Source organism: Agrobacterium sp. CFBP2214, assembly GCF_030209895.1.
Classification (GTDB): Bacteria; Pseudomonadota; Alphaproteobacteria; order Rhizobiales; family Rhizobiaceae; genus Agrobacterium; species Agrobacterium radiobacter.
This window is the reverse complement of the sequence record NZ_JARVRC010000007.1, coordinates 257,875-280,233: the sequence shown is the minus strand read 5'-3', so window position 1 is coordinate 280,233 and position 22,359 is coordinate 257,875. Positions and strand designations below refer to the sequence as shown.

Sequence of the window (22,359 nt, the reverse complement as noted above, 5' to 3'; positions counted from 1 at the left end):
GGGGCGATGCGGGAGAGTTCTCACTCTCCCAGCGCGTCTTCCAGGAACGCAGCAAGCTGCGCCAGGTGCTTGGACATCAGGCCGGTCGCCGGAGAGGCGGCAGCCGGACGGCCCGTGTAACGGACCTTCTGGTACTTGGCGTCGATATGCGCCAGAACCCATTCCAGGTAAGGATCGATGAACGACCACGCACCCATGTTCTTCGGTTCTTCCTGGCACCAGACCATCTCCGCATTGCGGAAACGGGAAAGCTCGTTGATGAGCGCCTTCGCCGGGAACGGATAGAGCTGTTCGACACGCAGCAGATAGATGTCGTCGATACCACGCTTTTCGCGTTCCTCGAGCAGATCGTAATAGACCTTGCCCGTGCACATGACGACGCGGCGGATCTTCGAATCCTTCTGCAGCTTGATCGGGCCGTCCTTGATGACTTCAGCATCGTCCCACAGGAGACGGTGGAAGGAGGACTCGCCTGCAAGCTCGGCCAGCGAAGAGGTGGCGCGCTTGTGACGCAGCAGCGACTTCGGCGTCATCAGGATCAGCGGCTTGCGGAAGTCGCGCTTCACCTGACGGCGCAGGATGTGGAAGTAGTTGGCCGGCGTCGTGCAGTTGGCTACCTGCATGTTGTCTTCGGCGCACATCTGCAGCCAGCGCTCCAGACGGGCGGAAGAGTGCTCCGGCCCCTGACCTTCGTAACCATGCGGCAGAAGGCAGACGAGACCGGACATGCGCAGCCACTTGCGTTCACCCGAAGAGATGAACTGGTCGAACACTACCTGCGCACCGTTGGCGAAGTCGCCGAACTGGGCTTCCCAGAGCGTCAGCGCATTCGGGCGGGCAAGCGAATAGCCATATTCGAAACCGAGGACAGCTTCTTCCGAGAGCATCGAGTTGATGACTTCGTAACGGGCCTGCGTCGGCGAAAGGTTGGCGAGCGGAATATAACGCTCTTCGGTCTCCTGATCGTAGAGAACCGAGTGACGCTGCGAGAAGGTGCCGCGTTCGCAATCCTGACCGGAAAGACGAATCTTGTGGCCATCGGCAACGAGCGAACCGAAAGCAAGCGCTTCCGCCATCGCCCAGTCGATGCCTTCGCCCGTCTCGACCATCTGCGAGCGGTTTTCCATGAAGCGCTGGATCGTGCGGTGGGCGCTGAAGCCTTCCGGAATGGTCGACAACTTCTTGCCGATTTCCTTCAGCTGCTTCATCGGCACGCCGGTCTTGCCGCGACGCTGCTCATCGGCATTGTCGGCGGCGCGCAGGCCGGACCACTGGCCATCCAGCCAGTCGGCCTTGTTGGGCTTGTAGGACTGGCCTGCCTCGAATTCCTGTTCCAGATGAGCGCGCCAGTCGGCCTTCATCTTCTCGAATTCGCCTTCGTTCATCAGGCCTTCCGCGATCAGGCGGTCGGCATAGATGCGCGCGACCGTCTTGTGGCCACGGATGACCTTGTACATCTTCGGCTGCGTGAACGCCGGCTCATCGCCTTCGTTATGGCCGAAGCGGCGGTAGCAGAACATGTCGATGACGACAGGCTTGTGGAACTTCATCCGGTATTCGGTCGCGACCTTGGCCGCATAGGTAACCGCTTCCGGATCATCACCGTTGACGTGGAAGATCGGCGCTTCGATCATCTTGGCGACGTCGGACGGATAGGGCGACGAACGCGAGAAGGCCGGGTTGGTCGTAAAGCCGATCTGGTTGTTGATGATGAAGTGCATGGTGCCGGCAACGCGGTGGCCGCGCAGACCGGAAAGGCCGAGAATTTCGGCAACCACGCCCTGACCCGCAAAGGCGGCATCGCCGTGCAGCAGCAGCGGCAGCACCTTGGCGCGTTCGGAAAGCGGAATGATGTCGCCGTCCCATGTCTTGGCCAGCTGGTCCTGCTTGGCGCGGGCCTTGCCCATGACAACGGGGTTGACGATTTCAAGGTGCGACGGGTTGGCCGTCAGCGACAGGTGAACCTTGTTGCCGTCGAATTCGCGGTCGGAGGAGGCACCTAGATGGTACTTCACGTCACCGGAACCTTCGACATCGTCAGGCTTGAACGAACCGCCCTTGAACTCGTGGAACACGGCGCGGTGCGGCTTGCCCATGACGTTGGTGAGAACGTTCAGACGGCCACGATGGGCCATGCCGAGCACGACTTCTTCCAGACCGTCCTGGCCACCGCGCTTGATGATCTGCTCCAGCGCCGGGATCAGCGATTCGCCGCCATCGAGGCCGAAACGCTTGGTGCCCTTGAAGCGCACGTCGAGGAATTGCTCGTAACCTTCGGCTTCAACCAGCTTGGACAGAATGGCCTTCTTGCCTTCGGCCGTGAAAGCAACGCCCTTGTCCGGACCTTCGATGCGTTCCTGAATCCAGCCTTTTTCTTCCGGGCTGGACATGTGCATGAATTCAACGCCGATGGTGGAGCAGTAGGTGCGCTCCAGAATATCGATCATCTCGCGCACGGTCGCATATTCGAGGCCGAGAACGTTATCGATGAAAATCTTGCGGTCGTAGTCGCTTTCCTCGAAGCCGTAGGACTTCGGTGACAGCTCGTTGTAATCTTCAACCGCAACGGCGATACCGAGCGGATCGAGCTTGGCGTGCAGGTGGCCGCGCATGCGATAGGCGCGGATCATCATGATGGCGCGAACGCTGTCACGGGTCGCCTGCAGCACTTCGGCTTCGCTGACCGGCTTGCCGGTGTCGGCGCTCTTGGCTTCAGCCTTCGCCTGAACCTTTTTCTCGATGGCCTTTTCGACCGTGGCCCAGTTACCGTCCAGTGCGGATACCAGTTCGCCATTGGCCGGGATCGGCCAGTTGGCGCGCTTCCAGGAGGCGCCCTTGGCCGCCTTCTTCACGTCTTCCGGATTATCGGACAACGCCTTGAAGAAGCTCTGCCACTCCGGCGACACGGAAGAGGGATCCTCTTCGTACCGGGCATAGAGCTGCTCGATATAGGCTGCATTCGCGCCGTCCAGAAACGACGTGATCTGAAACTGCTCGTTCGCTTCTTGCCTTGCCATTGTGTTCTTGCGGACTTATCCGTCCGCCTCCTCGATGCCGTTAGGGCCGTTCGCCGGCCTGCCGCTTTGATTACTGCTGTCTGCCGCCGGGGCGGTATGCCGTCTGTCTGTCTTCTTGCGGCATCGGGCAGCGAGGCATTAAAGCCGCGCCGCCCGTACCGATGTCATGTGGTCTCAGCCCTTGAGGACTTCAACCAGCGTCTTGCCGAGGCGCGCCGGGGAAGGCGAAACCTTGATGCCAGCCGCTTCCATGGCTGCGATCTTGGATTCTGCGTCACCCTTGCCGCCGGAAACAACAGCGCCGGCGTGGCCCATGGTGCGACCCTTGGGAGCCGTACGGCCCGCGATGAAGCCGGCCATCGGCTTCTTGCGGCCCTTCTTGGCTTCGTCGATCAGGAACTGTGCTGCATCTTCTTCAGCCGAGCCGCCGATTTCGCCGATCATGATGATCGACTGCGTGGCTTCGTCAGCGAGGAACATTTCCAGCACGTCGATGAACTCGGTGCCCTTGACCGGGTCGCCGCCGATGCCGACAGCCGTGGTCTGGCCGAGGCCTTCGTTGGAGGTCTGGAACACGGCTTCATAGGTCAGCGTGCCGGAGCGCGAAACGATACCAACCGAACCCTTGCGGAAGATGGAGCCCGGCATGATGCCGATCTTGCATTCTTCCGGCGTCAGGATACCCGGGCAGTTCGGGCCGAGCAGGCGCGACTTGGAGCGGTCGAGGCGAGCCTTGACGCGAACCATGTCCATGACCGGGATACCTTCGGTGATGCAGGTGATGAAGGGGATCTCAGCTTCGATCGCTTCGATGATGGCGTCCGCAGCACCTGCCGGCGGAACGTAGATCACGGATGCGTCTGCACCGGTCTTTTCCTTGGCTTCAGCAACCGTTGCAAAGATCGGCAGGCTTTCGCCCTTCGATCCGGTCCAGGTTTCGCCACCCTTCTTCGGGTGAATACCGCCGACCATCTGCGTGCCGTAATAGGCAAGCGCCTGTTCGGTGTGGAAGGTGCCGGTCTTGCCGGTCAGGCCCTGTACGAGGACCTTGGTGTCTTTATTGACGAGAATCGACATTATATCCGGTCCTTCAAATTAGCCGTTCACCGCTGCGACGATCTTCTTCGCCGCATCGTCGAGATCGTCAGCCGCGGTGATCGCAAGGCCGGACTCGTTGAGGATCTTCTTGCCAAGCTCGACATTCGTGCCTTCGAGGCGCACGACGAGCGGAACCTTGAGACCGACTTCCTTGACGGCTGCGATAACACCTTCGGCGATGACGTCGCACTTCATGATGCCGCCGAAGATGTTGACGAGGATACCCTCGACCTTCGGGTCGGCCGTGATGATCTTGAAAGCTGCAGCAACCTTCTCCTTGCCGGCGCCGCCGCCGACGTCACAGAAGTTTGCCGGCTCCTTGCCGTAAAGCTTGATGATGTCCATCGTCGCCATGGCGAGACCGGCACCATTGACCATGCAGCCGATGTTGCCATCGAGCGCAACGTAAGCGAGGTCCCACTTGGAGGCTTCGATTTCCTTGGCATCTTCTTCGGTCTCGTCGCGCAGCGCCTTGACGTCGTCATGGCGGAACAGCGCGTTGCCGTCGAAGGACATCTTGGCATCGAGAACGCGCAGATGACCGTTTTCCATGACGATCAGCGGGTTAACCTCGAGGAGAGCCATGTCCTTCTCGTTGAAGGCCTTGTAGAGGATCGGGAACAGCGCCTTGGCGTCTTCCGCAGCAACACCCTCAAGCTCGAGCGCCTTGGAGATCGCGGCAACGTCGGCGTCGCTCACACCCTTTTCCGGGTTGATGGCGATGGTGTGGATTTTCTCGGGCGTGTCGTGGGCGACAGCTTCGATATCCATGCCGCCTTCGGTGGAAACCACGAAAGCGACCTGGCCGACGGAACGGTCAACCAGCAGCGAGCAGTAGAGTTCGCGGGCAATGTCTGCGCCGTCTTCGATGTAGAGACGGTTGACCTGCTTGCCGGCGTCGCCCGTCTGCGCCGTTACCAGCGTGTTGCCGAGCATGTCCTTGGCGTGGGAAACGACTTCGTCGATCGACTTTGCCAGACGAACGCCGCCCTTGGCGTCGGGGCCGAGTTCCTTGAACTTGCCCTTGCCGCGGCCGCCAGCGTGGATCTGGCTCTTGACGACGTAGAGCGGGCCGGGAAGCTGCTTTGCGGCAGCTTCGGCTTCTTCGACCTTGAGAATGGCGACGCCTTCAGCAACCGGCGCGCCGTAGCCCTTCAGAAGAGCCTTGGCCTGATATTCGTGAATATTCATGGAATAATCCCTGTTTGGAGCCGCTAGGCTATTACTTCAGCGACGGAGCGATGTTGACGCAGGCTTCGCAAAGACCAGCGACGGCGCCGACGGATTTCTGGAAGGCGGCTTCTTCTTCCTTGTTGAGTTCGATCTCGATGATGCGCTCGATACCGCCGGCACCGATGATGGTGGGAACGCCGACATACATATCATCAACGCCGTACTGGCCCGAGAGGTGGGCAGCGGCGGGCAGAACGCGCTTCTTGTCCTTAAGGTAGGATTCTGCCATTTCGATCGCCGAAGCGGCCGGCGCGTAATAGGCCGAACCGGTCTTGAGCAGGCCGACGATTTCCGCGCCGCCGTCACGGGTGCGCTGGATGATCTGCTCAAGGCGCTCAGCGGTCAGCCAGCCCATCTTGACGAGATCCGTCAGCGGAATGCCGCCAACCGTGGAATAACGGGCGAGCGGCACCATCGTATCGCCATGACCGCCGAGAACGAAGGCGGTGACGTCCTGGACCGAAACATTGAATTCTTCAGCGAGGAACAGGCGGAAACGGGCGCTGTCGAGAACGCCGGCCATGCCGACGACCTTGTTCTTCGGCAGGCCAGAGAACTTCTGCAGCGCCCAGACCATGGCGTCGAGGGGGTTGGTGATGCAGATGACGAAAGCGTTCGGGGCATATTTCTTGATGCCGGCGCCGACCTGTTCCATCACCTTGAGGTTGATGCCGAGAAGATCGTCGCGGCTCATGCCTGGCTTGCGGGCAACGCCAGCGGTGACGATGCAGACGTCAGCACCTTCGATGGCAGCATAATCGGAAGCGCCGGTGAGCTTTGCATTGAAGCCTTCGACCGGGCCGGACTGGGCAATATCCAGACCCTTGCCCTGCGGGATGCCGTCAGCAATATCGAAGAGGACGATATCGCCCAGTTCCTTCAGGCTGGCGAGATGCGCCAGCGTGCCGCCGATCATGCCAGAACCAATAAGTGCAATCTTTTTGCGAGCCATCGAATGCTTCCTCTTGAGCTTCAATTCAATTTCACCGCGCCAAACCGGCAGCCAAATTGTCGCACTCCGATTAGCCCCATTGGCTAAAATAGGCAACAGATTCTTTTGTGGTGAATATTTTCAATCGTTTAGATCATTATTTTCTTACGTAAACGTAAGAAAATGCGTCACGAAAGTGTCAAACTTTCTGCCGCTTTTCGTGATGAAGCGCCAGGTAGTCTGCACTGCGCATCTCGAACAGGCGCGAGGCCGTACGATCGAACTCGAAACCTTCGGTTCCCTTGCGTTTGCCGAGCAGGTCTTCCGGCATGGCTGCGGCTGATGCGAAAAGCCTGACGCTATGGTCGTAAAGCGCGTCAATGAGGATAATGAAACGCTTGGTCTCGTTCCGCTTGTCCGCGTTGAGCAGCGGGATATGGTCGATGAAGACGGTATCGAAACGATTGGCGATGGCCAGGAAGTCGGAAGCCCCGAGCGGCTTCTCACAGAGATCTGAAAACGAAAAGCGCGCCACCCGGCCGCTGGCGCGTGGCACCAGAATGGAGCGGCCCTTCATGGGTATTTCCGTTGGGGCAACGAGATGACCGCCGGTCATGTGCCGCCAGGCCATGTCCATCGCCTGATCCGCCGAACCGTCGAGCGGCGTGACGTAGACCGGAAGGCTTTCCAGCTTCTCCATCCGGTAGTCGGTGGGGCTGTCCAGCGTCACCACGTCAACATATTTCTTCAGCAGATCGATGAAGGGCAGGAAAAGGCCGCGATTGAGACCATCCTTGTAGAGATTGTCGGGTACGACGTTAGAGGTCGTCACCAAGGTGCACCCATTGGCGAAGAGTTCGCTGAACAGCCGGGCGAGGATCATCGCATCGGCAATATCCGTGACCGTAAATTCGTCGAAGCATAAAAGCTCCGCTTCCGCCAGAAGCTCCGCCGCGACGGGGGGAATGGGATCGGCCTGTTTGGTTTCGCCATTCTTCAGCTTCTGCCGATGCGCGTGCACACGATTATGCACATCCGCCATGAATTCATGAAAATGGCAGCGACGTTTGGAAGAGACGGGCGCCATCTCGTAGAACATGTCCATCAGCATCGTCTTGCCGCGGCCGACGCTGCCATAGACATACAATCCCTTGACGGAGGCGGCAGGCCCGGACTTGCGCGCGAACATCCAGCCCAGCGCGCTCTTCTTCTTGGCCGGCTTGCGTGCCTTCAGATCAGCAAGGATACGATCAAGATGCGCCGCCACACCAAGCTGGGCGGCATCGGCCTGCAAGGTGCCAGCTGCCGTCAATGCGTTGAGCTGTTCAACGACACTATGATTGTAATCAGGCAAAGGCTTCATGGATAAACGCCTTGGGCGCGGGCGCACAAAGGCACCCGCGACGAATGAACAGGCTTAGAGCGAAAAGAGCGTTCCGGCTGCACCGGAAAGACTCATCGGCTGAGGCTGAGCGGCTGGCCGCTATTGGTCGTGCCGTCAAAGCGCGCATCGGCGCTCTTGTAGACGCGGCCGATCGTGTCACCCGAGCGGTTCTTGAAGAGAACCATCTTGCCGGACACTTCCCATGACCCCATTGCCGTCAACTCGCCCGCGCAACCGCGCGTGCCGCCACGCGAGCCGCTGCCGAGATTGGTGAGCGTCAGGAACATGTCGCAATTGGCGCCGCCATTGGAAACGCGCCAGTTGCCGACCATGGATTCCTTGGTAACGTCAAGTGCGGCTGCCGGCGGGGCGGCGGAAGCAACATTGGTTCCGCCAGGGGCCGCCGAGGCAGGTGCCGAAGGGAACTGGCTGCCGGTGGCGCCACCGGGCGGCGGCAGGGCGCCGGACTGGACGGAGGGCACCGGCTGCGCCTGCAAAGGCGGCGTATAACCGGGATTGTTGCTGGTGTTGTTGTAATCGTAGGAGGTACGTTGGCAACCGGCGAGAGTCATCACAACCGCAAGGCCCGTCACCACATATCTGAATTGCATATCAAGCTCCCGATTCTCTCGCTTCCGGAAAGATCATGATCAAACAAGAAGGCTGAATTATTACCAAAGCCTTATCTTGCGCAAGCGATGGCCGGGATAATTACCATTTCGGTCGATTTTTACCGAATTTTCCCACGCCGGGTTGTAAAAAGGGCCACGGCCGAGACCGCGGCCCGATAGATTTTTCGTTGTCAGCGAATCGCCTTTAAACGCGGCGCTCGACCATCATCTTCTTGATTTCCGCGATCGCCTTGGCCGGGTTCAAGCCCTTCGGGCAAGCCTGCGCGCAGTTCATGATGGTGTGGCAGCGATAGAGGCGGAACGGATCCTCGAGATTGTCGAGACGCTCGCCGGTTGCCTCATCACGGCTGTCAATGAGCCAGCGATAGGCCTGCAGCAGAACAGCGGGACCAAGGTAACGGTCGCCATTCCACCAGTAGCTGGGACAGGAGGTGGAGCAGCAGGCGCACAGAATGCACTCATAAAGACCGTCCAGCTTCAGGCGGTCCTCGTGGCTCTGTTTCCATTCCTTGGCGGGCGTCGGCGAAACCGTCTTCAACCAGGGTTCGATGGAGCGATGCTGGGCGTAGAAATTCGACAGATCGGGAACGAGGTCCTTCACGACAGGCATATGCGGCAGCGGATAGACCTTAACCGTACCCTTGATCTCTTCCATACCCTTGGTGCAGGCGAGCGTATTGGTGCCGTCGATGTTCATCGCGCAGGAACCGCAGATGCCTTCACGGCAGGAGCGGCGCAGAGTCAGCGTCGGGTCGATATTGTTCTTGATGTAGAGAAGCGCATCGAGAACCATCGGGCCACAATCGTCGACATCGATATAATAGGTATCGATGCGCGGGTTCTGGCCATCATCCGGGTTCCAGCGATAGATCCGGTACTCGCGAACGTTCCTGGCGCCGTCTGGCTTCGGCCAGACTTTGCCTTCGCTGATCTGGGAATTCTTGGGGAGAGCTAGTTCAACCATATCCAGTTCCTCAAATCAGTAGACGCGAGCCTTCGGCTCGATCTTTTTCGGATCGATGCCGTCGGCGATCAGGTCGGTGTGAACAGGGCGGTAGTCGAGCTTGACATCACCTTCGGGGCTGACCCAGGCAAGCGTGTGCTTGCGCCAGTTCACATCATCGCGACCGGCGAACGGACCGTCGACGAAATCCTCACGGGCGTGCGAACCGCGGCTTTCCTTGCGCGCTTCCGCGCCGTAGACCGTGGTAATCGCATTGGCCATCAGGTTGTGCAGCTCGAGCGTTTCGACCAGATCGGAGTTCCAGACCATCGAACGGTCCGTGACCTTGACGTCAGGCAGTTCCTTCCAGATGGCGGAAAGACGCTTGCAGCCGCTCTCGAGCGATTCCTGCGTACGGAACACCGCCGCATCGTCCTGCATGGCGCGCTGCATCTTGTCGCGCAGCACCGCCGTCGGCGTGGAGCCGTTGGCATAACGCAGGCTGTCGAAGCGTTCCATGATCTTGTCGCAGGCAGCAATGTCGAGCGCCGGAACCGGCGCATCGCGGTCGATGACCTGGGCAGCGCGGATTGCGGCGGCACGGCCGAAGACCACGAGGTCGATCAGCGAGTTGGAACCGAGGCGGTTCGCACCATGAACCGAGGCGCAACCGGCTTCGCCAACAGCCATCAGGCCGGGCGCGATGCGTTCCGGGTTGTTGGCATCGGCGTTCAGCACTTCACCCCAATAGTTGGTCGGAATGCCGCCCATATTGTAGTGAACCGTCGGCAGGACCGGGATCGGCTCGCGCGTTACGTCGACGCCGGCGAAAATCTTCGCGCTTTCGGAAATGCCCGGAAGACGCTCATGCAGGATCGCCGGATCAAGGTGGTCGAGATGCAGGAAGATGTGATCCTTGTTCTTGCCGACGCCGCGGCCTTCACGGATTTCCATCGTCATGCAGCGCGACACCACGTCACGCGAGGCAAGGTCTTTTGCCGAAGGCGCATAACGCTCCATGAAGCGCTCGCCTTCGGAGTTGACGAGATAACCGCCTTCGCCGCGCGCGCCTTCGGTAATGAGGCAGCCTGCGCCATAAATGCCGGTCGGGTGGAACTGCACGAATTCCATGTCCTGAAGCGGCAGGCCGGCGCGGGCAATCATGCCGCCGCCGTCACCGGTGCAGGTGTGGGCAGAGGTCGCCGAGAAATAGGCGCGGCCGTAACCGCCGGTCGCGAGAACCACCATCTTGGCGGAGAAGCGATGGATCGTGCCGTCATCGAGGTTCCACGCCACGACGCCCGTGCAACGGCCGTCTGCCGACATGATGAGGTCGAGCGCGAAATATTCGATAAAGAATTCCGCATTGTTGCGCAGCGACTGGCCATAAAGCGTGTGCAGGATGGCGTGGCCGGTACGGTCAGCAGCGGCGCAGGTGCGCTGCACCGGCGGGCCTTCACCGTAATTCTGCATATGGCCACCGAAGGGGCGCTGGTAGATCTTGCCTTCTTCGTTACGCGAGAAAGGCACGCCGTAATGCTCAAGCTCATAGACCGCCTTCGGCGCTTCCATGGCGAGATATTGCATCGCATCAACGTCACCCAGCCAGTCGGAGCCCTTTACGGTGTCGTAAAGGTGCCACTGCCAACAGTCGGGCGTCATGTTGGTGAGCGAGGCCGCGATGCCGCCCTGCGCCGCAACCGTGTGGGAGCGCGTCGGGAAAACCTTGGTGATGCAGGCCGTGCGGAAACCCTGTTCCGCCATGCCGAGCGTTGCGCGCAGACCCGCGCCACCGGCGCCCACCACGATCACGTCATAGGAGTGATCGACATAGGTGTAGGCCTTGCCATTCTGGGAAGGTGAACTGATCGATGCCATGGCGGACTTATCCTGCGAATGCGATTTTCAGAATGGCGAAGATCGAAAGGCCGCCAATCAGAATCGCGAAAAACGTATTGAGCATCAGAAGAACGAGCTTCGAAACCTCGGCGTGGACGTAATCTTCGATGATGACCTGCATGCCGAGCTTCATGTGAATGAGGCCGGACACCAGCACCAGAGCCATGATGACCGCAACAAGCGGGTTCGACAGCGCGGCGACGACTTCCGGATAGGGCGCGCCGGCATATTTGATGAGGAAGATCACGAAGAAGATCAGCAGCGGAACGTTGGCAACCGCGGTGACGCGCTGGCGCAAGAAATGGTCGGTGCCTTCCTTGGCGGAGCCGAGACCGCGAACCTTTCCGAGAGGTGTACGCATATCCATGAAAAATCTCCTCAGCGCACGATCAGGGCGATGACCCAGATCAGCGCGGTCAGACAGATCGACACCACCCACGAGGCCTTTGCCAGCTTGGTGGTAAAGTGCTTTTCGAAGCCGTAGCCCAGATCCCACATGAAGTGGCGAAGCCCGCCTAGCATGTGGTGCACGAGAGCCCAGGTATATCCGATCAGGATGAGTCTGCCGATGATCGTACCCATCGCCCAGTTGACCCAGTCGTAATAGGCAGAACCCGAGGCGATTGCGATCAGCCACCAGGCAACCAGAAGCGTTCCGAAATAAAGCGCGCCGCCTGTGATGCGGTGCACGATGGAAGCAACCATCGTCGGAATCGGCTTGTAAATTTGAAGATGCGGCGACAGAGGCCGGTTATTAGTCACATTCGCCATCAGAACCTCGCGGCGTTTTCCCGTGCGCCCATCAGACAGGACGCCCCCAAGCAACAGCACATGACGAAAGAATGTGCATTGCACCAACCGCGACGTTTAATCACATGGGAGCATCACCACAAGCACATTTCATGGCCGATTCCAATTTAATCGATTGGTTCACGAATTTTTTTTGGAATTTTTTTGCGTCAAAATAAAAAATCGAGCGTTTCCAAGATTTACGCCCTCAAAATATTTACCTTTACGTAATTCATGAATCGTGTAATTTACCTTTTGTTAATGAGGAAAATCCGGAGAATGAGGCTCATGTTACAGCGCCGAATCGCTGCTTTAACCATGATGGTTGCAGGCGTCATTTTCACAGTAATGCCTCCGGCGGCGGCAGACGATTATTATGGTCGCCGTGATTATCAGCATCATTATCAACATCGTCAATCGCAGGTGAGCTTCTCAACGGACGGGCTGCCATCCACCCTCTCCGGCGGCACTTATGTGGGCGCGATATCGGCGCTGCGCGTTCGTGGCAATGGCAATTATTTCGCAATTGGCGGCGGGCTTTCACGGAAAGGCGCAACGCTCACAAGAGGCTCGCAGCTTGCGCCAAAGGCGAAGATCATCAATGTCCGTGCCGAAACCGCTGACGACGCCTGCGCCTATGAACATGGCGTCTGCATTATCCGGCCCTAAAGCATTTCCGGCGAAAGCATGACGCGGTTTTACTGCAAATGTGCGATGCACTGATCAGATAAAACGCCAGACGGTGGTCTTCTTCACTTCGCCGTCTTCCAGCGCCCGCGTCACCGGCACCTGATAGGTCGCCTCCGCCCGGAGCCGATCTTTGGGCAAATAGGCCCGCCCCGGATCGCCGACGAGCACGCTCACGCCCTTTTCCGTCAGTTCCCGAAACCACGGCACGAGAAGATCTGCAAAAGCGCGATCGTAAAACACGTCGCCAGCCAGCAGAACATCCGTAGCGACCGGCTTCCCGACCAGATCAAGTCCGGTGAAGGCAATGTCCACCTCATTGAGAGCCGCATTCAGCCGAATGGCCGTCTCTGTCCACGGATCGATATCGGCCGCCAGAACCGCGCTGGCACCTGCCTTTGCCGCGGCGATGGCGACAAGGCCGGAGCCGCTGGCGAAATCCAGCACGCGCCTGCCGGAGACGCTGTCGGGATGATCGAGAACATAACGGGCAAGCCCCTGCCCGCCGGCCCAGGCGAAGGCCCAGAAGGGCGGCGGCAGGCCGATCGCTTCCAGCTCCTCCTCCGTCTTCAGCCACAGCTCATGAGCCTCCGTGGCAAGATGAAGACGCAATTCCGGCACATGCGGCGGGCGCATGATGCCGGTGTTGTCGAGAATGAAGCGTTCGGGATCGGTCCTCACCGAAGGGTCAGTCCGGTGATTTCGGTGGATTGGCGAGGTTACCCATGCGGCAAACCTCAAGATATTCCTCCTCCGTCACCGGCTGCACGGAAAGCCGCATGGAGGTGACGAGAGACATCTTTTCCAACTTGGGATTGGCCTTCACATCCTTCAGCGAAACCGGCTGCGGCATATCGCAAACGGCGCGGATATCGACGCAATCCCACTTCAGATCGCCTTCAGCGGTCGAGTCCGGATGCGACAGCGCACAGACTTCGACGATGCCGACGACATCCAGCCCTTCATTGGAGTGGTAGAAGAAACCCTTGTCGCCGATCTTCATGGCCCGCATGTTGTTGCGGGCCTGATAGTTGCGCACGCCGGTCCATTCTTCGCCGGCCTCGCCCTTGGCCTTCTGCATTTCCCAGGACCATTTGAACGGCTCGGACTTATAAAGCCAGTAATTCGCCATGTCCGGTCACGCTCCCGGATTGTTGAAGACCCAATTATAGGGCTTCACATCGACGCTTTCGAACAGGCCGGCCTTTGCATAGGGATCGGCATCGGCAAGGGCCTTGGCCGCATCGATATCGGCAGCTTCCACGATGACGAGGCTGCCATTCGGCTTGCCTTCGGCATCGAGAAACGGACCGGCGATCTTCAGCGTGCCCTCGGCATTCAGCCTGTTCAGATGTTCCAGATGCGCCGGGCGCGTTTCCATGCGCACGTTCAGATGGCCGGGCTTGTCCTTGCAGATAAAGGCAAACAGCATTTTCGTCTCCTCGCTGGAGCATGTCTCCCAAAAGTATCAGCGGCTTTGGGACCAAGACATGCGTAAAATATTGTTCGACCGCCCCACCCTCATTCGGTGGTGATCGGCCGTGTCATCAATTGTTGCATGGCGCTCGCCACATCCAGATTGCCATCGATGATGGCGGCCACCGCTTCGGTAACCGGCATGTCGACAGCGTGACTTTCTCCGAGTCGGGCGGCGACGGCAGCCGCAAAAGCGCCCTCCACCAGCCCGCCGGACATGTCCTTGCCCTCCCCGCGGCCGAGCGCGATGCCGAACCGCAGGTTTCGCGACTGATGGCTTGTGGCAGTCAGCACCAGATCGCCGAGGCCCGAGAGGCCGCGCACCGTATCCGCCTTGCCGCCCATGGCGACAATGAGACGCGACATTTCGGCAAGCCCGCGCGAGATCAGCGCCGCCCGGGCGGAATCGCCAAGGCCCGCGCCTTCGACGATGCCGGCGGCAATGGCGAGAACATTCTTCAGTGCGCCACCAAGCTGCACGCCGATGCGGTCGATCGAGGCATAAAGCCTGAAGGTCCTGCCGGAAATCGTGGTTGCCAGCCGTTCGGCGATGGCAGCGTCTTCCGCCGCAATCGCCATGGCCGTCGGCAAGCCACGGGCAATATCGGCCGCGAAGCCCGGACCGGACAGAACCGCAATCGGGTGATGTGGCAGTTCCGCTTCCAGAAGTTCCGTCAGCAGACGGCCGGAACTGCGGTCGATGCCCTTGGCGCAGGTGACAATGATAGAGTCATTAGCCAGATAAGGACCATAGTGACGGGCCGCATCGGCATGGGCCTGAGACGGCATGGCGAAGAGCACAATGCTGGCACCTGCAAGCACATCAGGCTCGGCAGAAAATTCAAGCGCATCCGGAAGGTCGACACCCGGCAGGGCCGCCTCGTGCACGCGATCGCTCCTGAGGTCAGCCATCAGGGACGGATCGCGGCCGAGCAGGGTCACATCATGCCGGTTTTCCAGCGCAATGACGACGGCTAGCGCGGTTCCGAAGGCGCCGGCGCCGATGACGACGATTTTTTCCCGCTGCATCAGGCCTTGGCTCCCCTTTTACCGAAACCGATCAATGTCTCCGCGCTGCCATCCAGCGGCCAGCGCGAGCGCGGCGGAATTTCAAGCGGATCGGCTTCCTTGCCATCGGCCATCCGCTCCAGTCCGGCCCAGGCGATCATCGCAGCATTGTCAGTGCAGAGCCGGTGCGGCGGTGCGACGAAGCGGAAGCCATTGATATCGCAAAGCGACTGCAGGGTCTGGCGGATTTCCTTGTTGGCGGCGACACCGCCAGCCACGACCAGCGCAGGCTGGGTCTCCAGCTGCGGAAACTCCTGGCGGAAACGCGCAAGGCTACGGCCGATGCGATCCTTGAGAGTGCGCGAGACCGCATTCTGGAAGGAGGCGCAGATATCGGCAATATCCTGCTCCGAAAGCGGCGCGATGGCAGTCGCCGCCTGCCGCACCGCTGTCTTCAGGCCGGAAAAGGAAAAATCGAGCCGTGCTTCGCCGACCATCGGACGCGGCAGCGGAAAGCGGTTGGGATCCCCCTTCGCCGCCGCCTTCTCGACCGCAGGACCGCCGGGATAGGGCAGGCCCAGAAGTTTCGCGGTCTTGTCGAAGGCTTCACCCAGCGCGTCATCGATGGTGGTGCCCCAGCGCTCATAGTCGCCCACACCGCGCACCAGCACCAGCTGGGTATGGCCGCCGGAAACCAGCAGCATCAGATAGGGAAAAGACAAACCGTCGGTCAGCCGCGCCGTCAGCGCGTGGCCCTCCAGATGGTTGATGGCGTAAAGCGGCTTGCCGGCCGCCTTGGCGATGGCCTTGCCCGTCATCAGCCCCACCAGCAGACCACCGATGAGGCCGGGACCGGAGGTGGCGGCAATGGCGTCGACATCGGCAAGGGTCACGCCTGCCTGCTCCAGCGCTTCTTCCACCAGCGTGTCCAGCGCCTCGACATGGGCGCGCGCGGCAATTTCCGGCACCACGCCGCCATATGCGCTGTGTTCCTCCAGCTGCGACAAAACGACGTCGGAGACGATCTCGCCACGCCCGTCCGCATGCCGAACCACAATGGATGCAGCGGTTTCGTCACAGCTTGTCTCTATGCCGAGGATACGAAGAAAGGGGGTCATCAAATCTGTTCGTTCATTGCGATCATGCGCTGAGTTGGTCTAAGACAACTCCGGTAACAATGGATAGACGCGGATGCAAACAAAACCTTTCCGAATCGGCACGCGCGGCAGCCCGCTGGCGCTCGCGCAGGCTTACGAGACGCGCAACCGGCTGATGGCGGCGCATGGCCTGCCGGAAGAAATGTTCGAAATCGTCGTGCTATCCACCAAGGGCGACCGGATAACCGACCGCGCCTTGTCGGAAATCGGCGGTAAAGGCCTGTTTACCGAGGAGCTGGAAAGCCAGCTTCTGTCTGGCGAACTCGATATGGCCGTGCATTCCTCCAAGGACATGCCGACCGTTTTACCCGAAGGCCTTTATCTGTCCGCCTTCCTGCCGCGGGAAGATGTGCGCGACGCCTTCATCGGCCGCACCGCGCCGAAGCTGCTGGAGCTGCCGCAGGGCGCCGTGGTCGGCTCCGCATCCCTGCGCCGCCAGGCGCTGATCCGCCGCCTGCGGCCGGATCTGAGCGTCATCATCTTTCGCGGTCAGGTCGATACGCGGCTGCGCAAGCTCGAAGAAGGCCAGGCGGATGCGACGCTGCTTGCCTTTGCCGGCCTGAAGAGGCTCGGCAAGGACAATGTTCCGACGGAAATTCTCGACCCAAAGGAATTCCCCCCTGCTCCGGCGCAGGGCGCAATCGGTGTGGAGAGCCGCATCGGTGACACCCGCATGGACGAGCTGCTTGCCCCCATAAACGACAGGCCCACTTATGATGCGGTGACCTGCGAGCGCGCCTTCCTGGCCGCACTCGACGGTTCCTGTCGCACCCCGATTGCCGGTTACGCCACCTGCGAGGGCGAGGAACTCTATTTTTCCGGCTTGATCCTCACCCCTCATGGCCAGACGAGCCACAACATCGAAATCTCCGGCAACCGCAAAGATGCGGCAAAGCTTGGCCGACAGGCCGGCGAAGAGGTGCGTGCCAAGGCGGGCAGCAATTTCTTCGAAGGCTGGAACTGAGCCTATGCGGATCGTCGTCACCCGACCGCAACGTTCGGGCGAAAGGACGGCCGCAAAACTTGAAGCGCTCGGCCACGACCCGGTGCTTTTGCCGCTGTTTCATCCAGCCCATCATGGCGAACGCGCCATCTCGGCGCTATCCGGCCCGCTGGCGGCGATTGCGGTGACCAGTGCCGAGGCATTGCGGGCACTGGAAACATCACGGGACCGGCTGGTCCCGCATCTGTCAAAACCGCTCTTCGCCGTCGGCGCAACAACGGCGGAAGCGGCGAAAAAAGCCGGCTTCACGCAAATACTCATCGCCTCCGGAGACGCCTTGGGTCTGATTGCTCTCGTAACGCAGCGCCGCGCACTTCTTTCCGAAGGACAGCCCCTGCTCTATCTCGCCGGCAGGCCCCGTGGCTCCGTCTTCGAGGAGGGCCTTGCCGCCGCGGGCATTCCCTTTAGAGTGATCGACTGTTACGAGATGCTGCCCTCGGATATCTCCGAAAGCATGCTCCAGACGGCGCTTGTCGAAAACGCTGCCGATGTAGTCCTGCTCTATTCCTCGGAAGCGGCGCGGGCCTTTTTCAGCCATGCATCAACGGACAGATACGCGGCAGCACTGGCTGGGACACAATTCATCTGCATCAGCCACAACGTGCTTTCTCTGGTTCCGGAAATCTTTCGCGCAAACGCCATCGCCGCCAGAGAACCCAGCGAGGCTGCGATGTTCGAACTTCTGCATCCTAACTCTGGAACCTAATTCGAGCTCGCCTCTTTCCTTTGCCGCCGTCACTGACTAGGTTTAGATTACTGCAGGCAGAAATGAGGTTGTCATGGTATCGGGAAAGCCGCCACGCCACTCCAAGTCCAAAGCCGAACCGGTCACCATCGACCTGGACGCCAAAGACGTGAAAGCAATTTCCGCCGACGTGGACGCTGCCAAGACGGACGAAAAGCCCGGTGACAAAACGCCTGCGGCCACCGCAACGCCGGGTGTTTCGGAAACAAAGCCGGAAGCAGCCACAACGGGCAACTCCGCCCCCATCTGGGACCAGCCCAAGAAAACCCCTATCGAGCCCGAACCCAATGTCGGCAAAACGGAATCCGTAGCCGCCGCGTCGAAGGCGGAGAGCCCTGAAGACAAACAGAAAGGGCCTGTCTCGACGGCCCCTGTTCCGCCCAAGGCCGATGCAAAACCAATGACGGGCACCGCCGGGACGAGCGCCACTGCGGCTGCAGCAGCAGGTGCGAAGCCGGCCTTTGGCTCCACGGCTTCCTCCAGCGAATCTGGCGGGGCCACCGCTGCAAAACCATCGACCACGACCCCATCTTCAGGACCGGCCAATTCAGGACCGGCGAAGCCATCCACATCACAACAGGCGGAACGCAAACAAGCGGCGACCTCCGGCCTGATCGCTGCGGGTATCGTCGGCGGCCTTGTGGCGCTCGCCGCCGCCGGCAGCATGCAATATGCCGGTATCCTGCCCTCCGTTAATGCAGGCAGGGCCGGAGGCGAGGAGATCGCCGCACTAAAAACCGATCTGGGCAATCTTCGGCAGCAGCTTGCCAATGCTCCAGCGGCGGACACCTCGGCACTGGAACAGCGCATCGCAACCCTCGAAGGCGCAAAGGGTGAAGCCCCGCAGGTGGATGGGCTTTCTGAAAAAATTACCGCGCTGGAATCTGCCCTGCAGTCGGAGCGATCCGCGCAGGCCACGGCGACCGCCGAACTGACACGCCGTCTTGCGGATGCGGAAGCCAAGATCAACGAGCCACGCGACGATATCGAAGTCGCCCGCGCCATTGCCTCGGCCGCGCTGAAGGCCGCGATCGATCGCGGCGGGCCGTTCCTCACGGAACTCGATACGCTCTCCAGGGTCACATCAGATGATCCGGCGATTGCATCGTTGCAATCCTTCGCCGCCACCGGCGTACCGTCGCGTTCGGAGCTGATGCAGAAATTCCCCGATGTCGCCAATGCGATGCTGTCAGCCATCAACCAGCCTGACCCCAATCAGGGCATCATGGAGCGCTTGACCGAAAGCGCCTTTTCGCTGGTGAAGGTGCGCCCGGTCGGCAACATCGAGGGCGAGACCCCCGAGGCCATGATCGCGCGTATGGAAAACAAGCTGCGCAACGGCGACCTGCAGGGCGCAGCACTTGAGTGGAATGGTCTTCCCGATGCCGCCAGGACGGTATCCGCCGATTATAAAAAATCTCTGGATGCGCGCATCGAGGTCGAGAATCTGGTGGGCGGCACGTTGAACCGCGCCATCACCAGCACTGGCAGGCAGGGGTGAGCGCATGACCAGAATTCTGACTTTCGCCATTATCGTTCTGGCTCTCGGTTTCGGTTTCTCCTGGCTGGCCGACAGGCCGGGCGTGCTCTCCATCGTCTGGCAGGGCCAGTTGATCGAAATGAGCCTGATGGTCGCCGCCTCCATCATCGCCGCGCTGGTTGCCGCCATCATGCTGGTCTGGTGGGTCGTCAACGCCATCTGGACCTCGCCCAATGCCGCACGCCGGTATTTCCGCGCCCGGAAGCGCGACCGCGGCTATCAGGCTCTGTCCACCGGCCTCATTGCCGCCGGCGCTGGTAATGCCATCCTCGCCCGCAAGATGACGGCCCGCACGCAGGGGCTGCTCAGCGCCGATCAGGAACCGCTGATCCATCTGCTCGATGCGCAGGCCGACCTCATCGAAGGCAAATATGACGAGGCGCGCCGCAAGTTCGAGGCGATGGCCCGTGACCCTGAAACGCGCGAACTCGGCCTTCGCGGCCTTTATATCGAGGCGCGTCGGCAGGGCGCCTATGAAGCCGCCCAGCAATATGCCGAGGATGCAGCGGAAAAAGCCCCCTACCTGCCATGGGCGGCACAGGCGACGCTGGAAAACCGCTGCCGCAACGGACAATGGGACGATGCCATCCGCCTGCTCGACCAGCAGAAAGCGGCAAGCGTCATCGAACGCGGCGAGGCGGAGCGGCTGAAAGCCGTGCTTCTCACCGCCAAGGCCGGTGAAAAGCTGGAAAGCGACCCGGTGGGCGCGCGCGAGGATGCCAAGCACGCTCTCAAGCTCGCAAAAGGCCTCGTTCCGGCGGCACTGATTGCAGCGAAGTCCTATCTGCGCGAAGACAATCTGCGCAAGGCCGCCACGGTTCTGGAACCCGTCTGGAAGAACGATCCGCATCCGCAGATCGCCGAGCTTTATGTCCGCGCCCGCAGCGGCGATACCGCCATCGACCGGCTGAAACGGGCGGAGCGGCTTGAGAGCCTGAAGCCCAACAACATCGAATCCCTGTTTGCCGTGGCGCAGGCAGCGCTCGACGCCAAGGAATTCGCCAAGGCACGGGCCAAGGCCGAAGCCGCCGCCCGCATTGAGCCACGCGAAAGCATCTTCCTGCTGATGGCCGATATCGAAGAAGCGGAAACCGGCGATCAGGGCCGTGTGCGCTACTGGATGGCACAGGCGCTGCGCGCGCCGCGTGACCCGGCATGGGTGGCGGATGGTATCGTCTCGGAAAAATGGCTTCCGGTCTCCCCCATCACCGGCCGTCTCGACGCCTTCGAATGGAAAGCGCCCTTCGGTCAGCTCGAAGGCCCTGTTGAAGATCTGGCGATCGAAAATGCGATTGCCGCGGCACCCGCAAGAGCCGAACCGGTTGCGAAGACGATCGTTGTCGAAGCCGCGCCCGAGACCCTTGCGGAGCCAAAACCCGCCCCGGCCGCGCCGATCGAGGTAAAGCCGACTGTTTCAATCCCGAAGGAGAAAAAGCCGGTCACAATCGAAGCGCCGGTGGAAACCGAAGTGGCGGATGACAAGGCGGCGGAAGCCGTGCCCTTTTTTGGCGGCGCACCGGATGATCCGGGCGTCAAGAAGCCAGGCGCGGAAGCCGAACCCAAGACCCGGCTCAAACTCTTCTGACCAGCAGGCTATCGATGTTCCAGCAAATACAGTCGTTTATTCAGAACCTCGTTGGCCCGCAGGCGGGTGATTTCAGCCCTGATGATCTGAGGGTGGCGGTAGCCGCCCTCTGTTTCCAGGTGATGGAAGCGGATGGCACCGTCTCGAAAAGCGAGCGTGATCGCCTGCGCCAGATTCTTCACGAATATTACCATCTCGACGGTGGCAAGCTTGATGCCCTTCTTGCCGCCGGCCAGGAGGCCGGCAAGGAAGCCGTCGATTATTACCGCTTCACCACCGATATCCGCCGCCACCTCGATGAGGATCAGCGCGTGGAGCTTATTGGCATATTATGGGATATTGTTTACGCTGACGGCGAACGAAGCGAAATGGAAGACCATGTGATCTGGCGAGTCGCCGATCTCCTCGGTGTTTCCGTGCGCGACAGGGTTCTGCAACGTCAGCAGGCCGCCACGAGGTCCGGGCCCGCTGAAGAAAGCGAAAACGAAGACGATGCTGTTTGACCCTTCCAGGCAACAGGAACAACAACCTTCGCTGCTCATCGTCCTGCATCAGGAACGTTCCACGCCCGGCCGTGTCGGCCAGATCCTGGTGGAAAAGGGTTATCGCCTCGATATAAGGCGGCCCGCGCTCGGCGACGACCTGCCGCAAACGCTGGAAAAACATGCGGGCGCCATCATCTTCGGCGGCCCGATGAGCGCCAATGATCCACATGATTATGTCAAAGCCGAAATCGACTGGCTGAAGGTGCCGCTGAAGGAAAACAAGCCCTTTCTCGGCATCTGTCTCGGCGCGCAGATGCTATCCAAACATCTGGGCGGCAAGGTCGAGGCAGACAGGGACGGCAAGGTGGAAATCGGCTGGTATCCGCTACACGCCACCGAACACGGTCGGCTTCTGATGCCGCATTGGCCGAAGATGGTCTATCATTTCCACCGCGAAGGCTTCGAACTGCCGCGGGGAGCCGAGCTTCTGGCGGCAGGCGAGACCTATCCCAATCAGGCTTATCGTTATGGAAAAAATGCCTGGGGCCTGCAGTTTCACGCCGAACTGACCCGCGCCATGATGCATAGCTGGGTGGTGCGCGGCGCGCAGCGTTTCGGCATGCCGAATGCGCAGGTCGGCAGTCAGCATCTGGAAGGCCGCATGTTGTTCGACACGCCGCTCAGGGCATGGCTCAGCAATTTTCTCGATCTGGTTTTTGAGGGCAAGGCACAGCGCTGAGGCCCATC

The 22,359-nt window shown here is 60.4% G+C and carries 22 protein-coding genes; 7 read left to right on the top strand and 15 right to left on the bottom strand.

Annotated elements, in window-relative coordinates; all coding sequences use genetic code 11:
* Positions 1 to 20: 20 nt before the first annotated feature.
* From QRN60_RS19970 to sdhC, 10 genes are all read right to left on the bottom strand, one after another.
* Positions 21 to 3,017 carry a 2-oxoglutarate dehydrogenase E1 component gene (locus tag QRN60_RS19970; RefSeq protein WP_003504981.1) on the bottom strand — a complete coding sequence of 999 codons (2,997 nt, stop codon included), beginning with the start codon at positions 3,015 to 3,017 and terminating at the stop codon, positions 21 to 23.
* A gap of 174 nt (positions 3,018 to 3,191) precedes the next feature.
* A complete protein-coding gene (gene sucD / locus QRN60_RS19965) occupies positions 3,192 to 4,094 on the bottom strand; it encodes a succinate--CoA ligase subunit alpha (RefSeq protein ID WP_003504982.1) in 903 nt (300 codons plus the stop codon).
* Between the two features lie 18 nt (positions 4,095 to 4,112).
* The gene (gene sucC / locus QRN60_RS19960; RefSeq protein ID WP_129564785.1) at positions 4,113 to 5,306 is read right to left on the bottom strand and encodes an ADP-forming succinate--CoA ligase subunit beta; all 1,194 of its coding nucleotides are present in this window, start codon (positions 5,304 to 5,306) and stop codon (positions 4,113 to 4,115) included.
* A gap of 31 nt (positions 5,307 to 5,337) precedes the next feature.
* Positions 5,338 to 6,300, bottom strand: coding sequence for a malate dehydrogenase (mdh, locus tag QRN60_RS19955; RefSeq protein ID WP_003504984.1), 963 nt, complete (start codon positions 6,298 to 6,300; stop codon positions 5,338 to 5,340).
* A 178-nt stretch (positions 6,301 to 6,478) separates the two neighbouring features.
* The gene (gene zapE / locus QRN60_RS19950) at positions 6,479 to 7,642 is read right to left on the bottom strand and encodes a cell division protein ZapE (RefSeq protein WP_111784998.1); all 1,164 of its coding nucleotides are present in this window, start codon (positions 7,640 to 7,642) and stop codon (positions 6,479 to 6,481) included.
* Between the two features lie 92 nt (positions 7,643 to 7,734).
* A complete protein-coding gene (locus QRN60_RS19945; RefSeq protein ID WP_129564786.1) occupies positions 7,735 to 8,274 on the bottom strand; it encodes a protease inhibitor Inh/omp19 family protein in 540 nt (179 codons plus the stop codon).
* A gap of 205 nt (positions 8,275 to 8,479) precedes the next feature.
* Entirely contained in the window at positions 8,480 to 9,259 is a 780-nt protein-coding gene (locus QRN60_RS19940) for a succinate dehydrogenase iron-sulfur subunit (protein ID WP_003504987.1), read from the bottom strand.
* Between the two features lie 15 nt (positions 9,260 to 9,274).
* Entirely contained in the window at positions 9,275 to 11,116 is a 1,842-nt protein-coding gene (sdhA, locus tag QRN60_RS19935) for a succinate dehydrogenase flavoprotein subunit (RefSeq protein WP_003504988.1), read from the bottom strand.
* A 7-nt stretch (positions 11,117 to 11,123) separates the two neighbouring features.
* The gene (sdhD, locus tag QRN60_RS19930; protein ID WP_003504989.1) at positions 11,124 to 11,504 is read right to left on the bottom strand and encodes a succinate dehydrogenase, hydrophobic membrane anchor protein; all 381 of its coding nucleotides are present in this window, start codon (positions 11,502 to 11,504) and stop codon (positions 11,124 to 11,126) included.
* A gap of 11 nt (positions 11,505 to 11,515) precedes the next feature.
* Complete coding sequence (sdhC, locus tag QRN60_RS19925) at positions 11,516 to 11,908, bottom strand: succinate dehydrogenase, cytochrome b556 subunit (protein WP_129564787.1); 393 nt, start codon at positions 11,906 to 11,908, stop codon at positions 11,516 to 11,518.
* Positions 11,909 to 12,214: 306 nt separating this feature from the next.
* Between sdhC and QRN60_RS19920 the strand changes: the two genes are divergently transcribed.
* A complete protein-coding gene (locus tag QRN60_RS19920) occupies positions 12,215 to 12,595 on the top strand; it encodes a hypothetical protein (protein ID WP_060725400.1) in 381 nt (126 codons plus the stop codon).
* Positions 12,596 to 12,649: 54 nt separating this feature from the next.
* Here QRN60_RS19920 and QRN60_RS19915 read toward each other — a convergent pair whose 3' ends face one another.
* The 5 genes from QRN60_RS19915 to tsaD form a co-directional block, all read right to left on the bottom strand.
* Positions 12,650 to 13,294, bottom strand: coding sequence for a class I SAM-dependent methyltransferase (locus QRN60_RS19915; RefSeq protein ID WP_003504992.1), 645 nt, complete (start codon positions 13,292 to 13,294; stop codon positions 12,650 to 12,652).
* A 7-nt stretch (positions 13,295 to 13,301) separates the two neighbouring features.
* Positions 13,302 to 13,745, bottom strand: a complete 444-nt coding sequence (locus QRN60_RS19910; RefSeq protein ID WP_003504993.1) for an EVE domain-containing protein — start codon at positions 13,743 to 13,745, stop codon at positions 13,302 to 13,304.
* Between the two features lie 6 nt (positions 13,746 to 13,751).
* Positions 13,752 to 14,045 (bottom strand): YciI-like protein, encoded by a 294-nt coding sequence (locus tag QRN60_RS19905; protein WP_003504994.1) that lies wholly within the window; start codon positions 14,043 to 14,045, stop codon positions 13,752 to 13,754.
* 89 nt (positions 14,046 to 14,134) lie between these two features.
* On the bottom strand, positions 14,135 to 15,118 hold the full coding sequence (locus tag QRN60_RS19900; protein ID WP_112356303.1) for an NAD(P)H-dependent glycerol-3-phosphate dehydrogenase: 984 nt from the start codon (positions 15,116 to 15,118) through the stop codon (positions 14,135 to 14,137).
* Positions 15,118 to 16,215: a tRNA (adenosine(37)-N6)-threonylcarbamoyltransferase complex transferase subunit TsaD gene (gene tsaD, locus QRN60_RS19895; protein ID WP_112356304.1), complete on the bottom strand. Its 1,098-nt coding sequence runs from the start codon at positions 16,213 to 16,215 to the stop codon at positions 15,118 to 15,120. The genes QRN60_RS19900 and tsaD overlap by 1 nt, the downstream gene beginning before the upstream one ends.
* 73 nt (positions 16,216 to 16,288) lie before the next feature.
* Between tsaD and hemC the strand changes: the two genes are divergently transcribed.
* From hemC to QRN60_RS19865, 6 genes are all read left to right on the top strand, one after another.
* Positions 16,289 to 17,218 (top strand): hydroxymethylbilane synthase, encoded by a 930-nt coding sequence (gene hemC, locus QRN60_RS19890; RefSeq protein ID WP_129564788.1) that lies wholly within the window; start codon positions 16,289 to 16,291, stop codon positions 17,216 to 17,218.
* Between the two features lie 4 nt (positions 17,219 to 17,222).
* Positions 17,223 to 17,963, top strand: coding sequence for a uroporphyrinogen-III synthase (locus QRN60_RS19885; protein ID WP_129564789.1), 741 nt, complete (start codon positions 17,223 to 17,225; stop codon positions 17,961 to 17,963).
* Between the two features lie 73 nt (positions 17,964 to 18,036).
* Complete coding sequence (locus tag QRN60_RS19880) at positions 18,037 to 19,503, top strand: COG4223 family protein (protein ID WP_129564790.1); 1,467 nt, start codon at positions 18,037 to 18,039, stop codon at positions 19,501 to 19,503.
* A 4-nt stretch (positions 19,504 to 19,507) separates the two neighbouring features.
* Positions 19,508 to 21,127, top strand: coding sequence for a heme biosynthesis protein HemY (locus QRN60_RS19875; RefSeq protein WP_080866474.1), 1,620 nt, complete (start codon positions 19,508 to 19,510; stop codon positions 21,125 to 21,127).
* Positions 21,128 to 21,141: 14 nt separating this feature from the next.
* Complete coding sequence (locus tag QRN60_RS19870) at positions 21,142 to 21,630, top strand: tellurite resistance TerB family protein (protein WP_020813315.1); 489 nt, start codon at positions 21,142 to 21,144, stop codon at positions 21,628 to 21,630.
* On the top strand, positions 21,620 to 22,351 hold the full coding sequence (locus tag QRN60_RS19865) for a glutamine amidotransferase (RefSeq protein WP_020813316.1): 732 nt from the start codon (positions 21,620 to 21,622) through the stop codon (positions 22,349 to 22,351). The genes QRN60_RS19870 and QRN60_RS19865 overlap by 11 nt, the downstream gene beginning before the upstream one ends.
* Positions 22,352 to 22,359: the final 8 nt, after the last annotated feature.

Excerpts from the sequence above, each read along its gene's own strand:
- QRN60_RS19970 (WP_003504981.1), bottom strand. The coding sequence starts at position 3,017 with ATGGCAAGGCAAGAAGCGAACGAGCAGTTTCAGATCACGTCGTTTCTG.
- sucD (WP_003504982.1), bottom strand. The coding sequence starts at position 4,094 with ATGTCGATTCTCGTCAATAAAGACACCAAGGTCCTCGTACAGGGCCTG.
- sucC (WP_129564785.1), bottom strand. The coding sequence starts at position 5,306 with ATGAATATTCACGAATATCAGGCCAAGGCTCTTCTGAAGGGCTACGGC.
- mdh (WP_003504984.1), bottom strand. The coding sequence starts at position 6,300 with ATGGCTCGCAAAAAGATTGCACTTATTGGTTCTGGCATGATCGGCGGC.
- zapE (WP_111784998.1), bottom strand. The coding sequence starts at position 7,642 with ATGAAGCCTTTGCCTGATTACAATCATAGTGTCGTTGAACAGCTCAAC.
- QRN60_RS19945 (WP_129564786.1), bottom strand. The coding sequence starts at position 8,274 with ATGCAATTCAGATATGTGGTGACGGGCCTTGCGGTTGTGATGACTCTC.
- QRN60_RS19940 (WP_003504987.1), bottom strand. The coding sequence starts at position 9,259 with ATGGTTGAACTAGCTCTCCCCAAGAATTCCCAGATCAGCGAAGGCAAA.
- sdhA (WP_003504988.1), bottom strand. The coding sequence starts at position 11,116 with ATGGCATCGATCAGTTCACCTTCCCAGAATGGCAAGGCCTACACCTAT.
- sdhD (WP_003504989.1), bottom strand. The coding sequence starts at position 11,504 with ATGGATATGCGTACACCTCTCGGAAAGGTTCGCGGTCTCGGCTCCGCC.
- sdhC (WP_129564787.1), bottom strand. The coding sequence starts at position 11,908 with ATGGCGAATGTGACTAATAACCGGCCTCTGTCGCCGCATCTTCAAATT.
- QRN60_RS19920 (WP_060725400.1), top strand. The coding sequence starts at position 12,215 with ATGTTACAGCGCCGAATCGCTGCTTTAACCATGATGGTTGCAGGCGTC.
- QRN60_RS19910 (WP_003504993.1), bottom strand. The coding sequence starts at position 13,745 with ATGGCGAATTACTGGCTTTATAAGTCCGAGCCGTTCAAATGGTCCTGG.
- QRN60_RS19905 (WP_003504994.1), bottom strand. The coding sequence starts at position 14,045 with ATGCTGTTTGCCTTTATCTGCAAGGACAAGCCCGGCCATCTGAACGTG.
- QRN60_RS19900 (WP_112356303.1), bottom strand. The coding sequence starts at position 15,118 with ATGCAGCGGGAAAAAATCGTCGTCATCGGCGCCGGCGCCTTCGGAACC.
- tsaD (WP_112356304.1), bottom strand. The coding sequence starts at position 16,215 with ATGACCCCCTTTCTTCGTATCCTCGGCATAGAGACAAGCTGTGACGAA.
- hemC (WP_129564788.1), top strand. The coding sequence starts at position 16,289 with ATGCAAACAAAACCTTTCCGAATCGGCACGCGCGGCAGCCCGCTGGCG.
- QRN60_RS19885 (WP_129564789.1), top strand. The coding sequence starts at position 17,223 with ATGCGGATCGTCGTCACCCGACCGCAACGTTCGGGCGAAAGGACGGCC.
- QRN60_RS19880 (WP_129564790.1), top strand. The coding sequence starts at position 18,037 with ATGGTATCGGGAAAGCCGCCACGCCACTCCAAGTCCAAAGCCGAACCG.
- QRN60_RS19875 (WP_080866474.1), top strand. The coding sequence starts at position 19,508 with ATGACCAGAATTCTGACTTTCGCCATTATCGTTCTGGCTCTCGGTTTC.
- QRN60_RS19870 (WP_020813315.1), top strand. The coding sequence starts at position 21,142 with ATGTTCCAGCAAATACAGTCGTTTATTCAGAACCTCGTTGGCCCGCAG.
- QRN60_RS19865 (WP_020813316.1), top strand. The coding sequence starts at position 21,620 with ATGCTGTTTGACCCTTCCAGGCAACAGGAACAACAACCTTCGCTGCTC.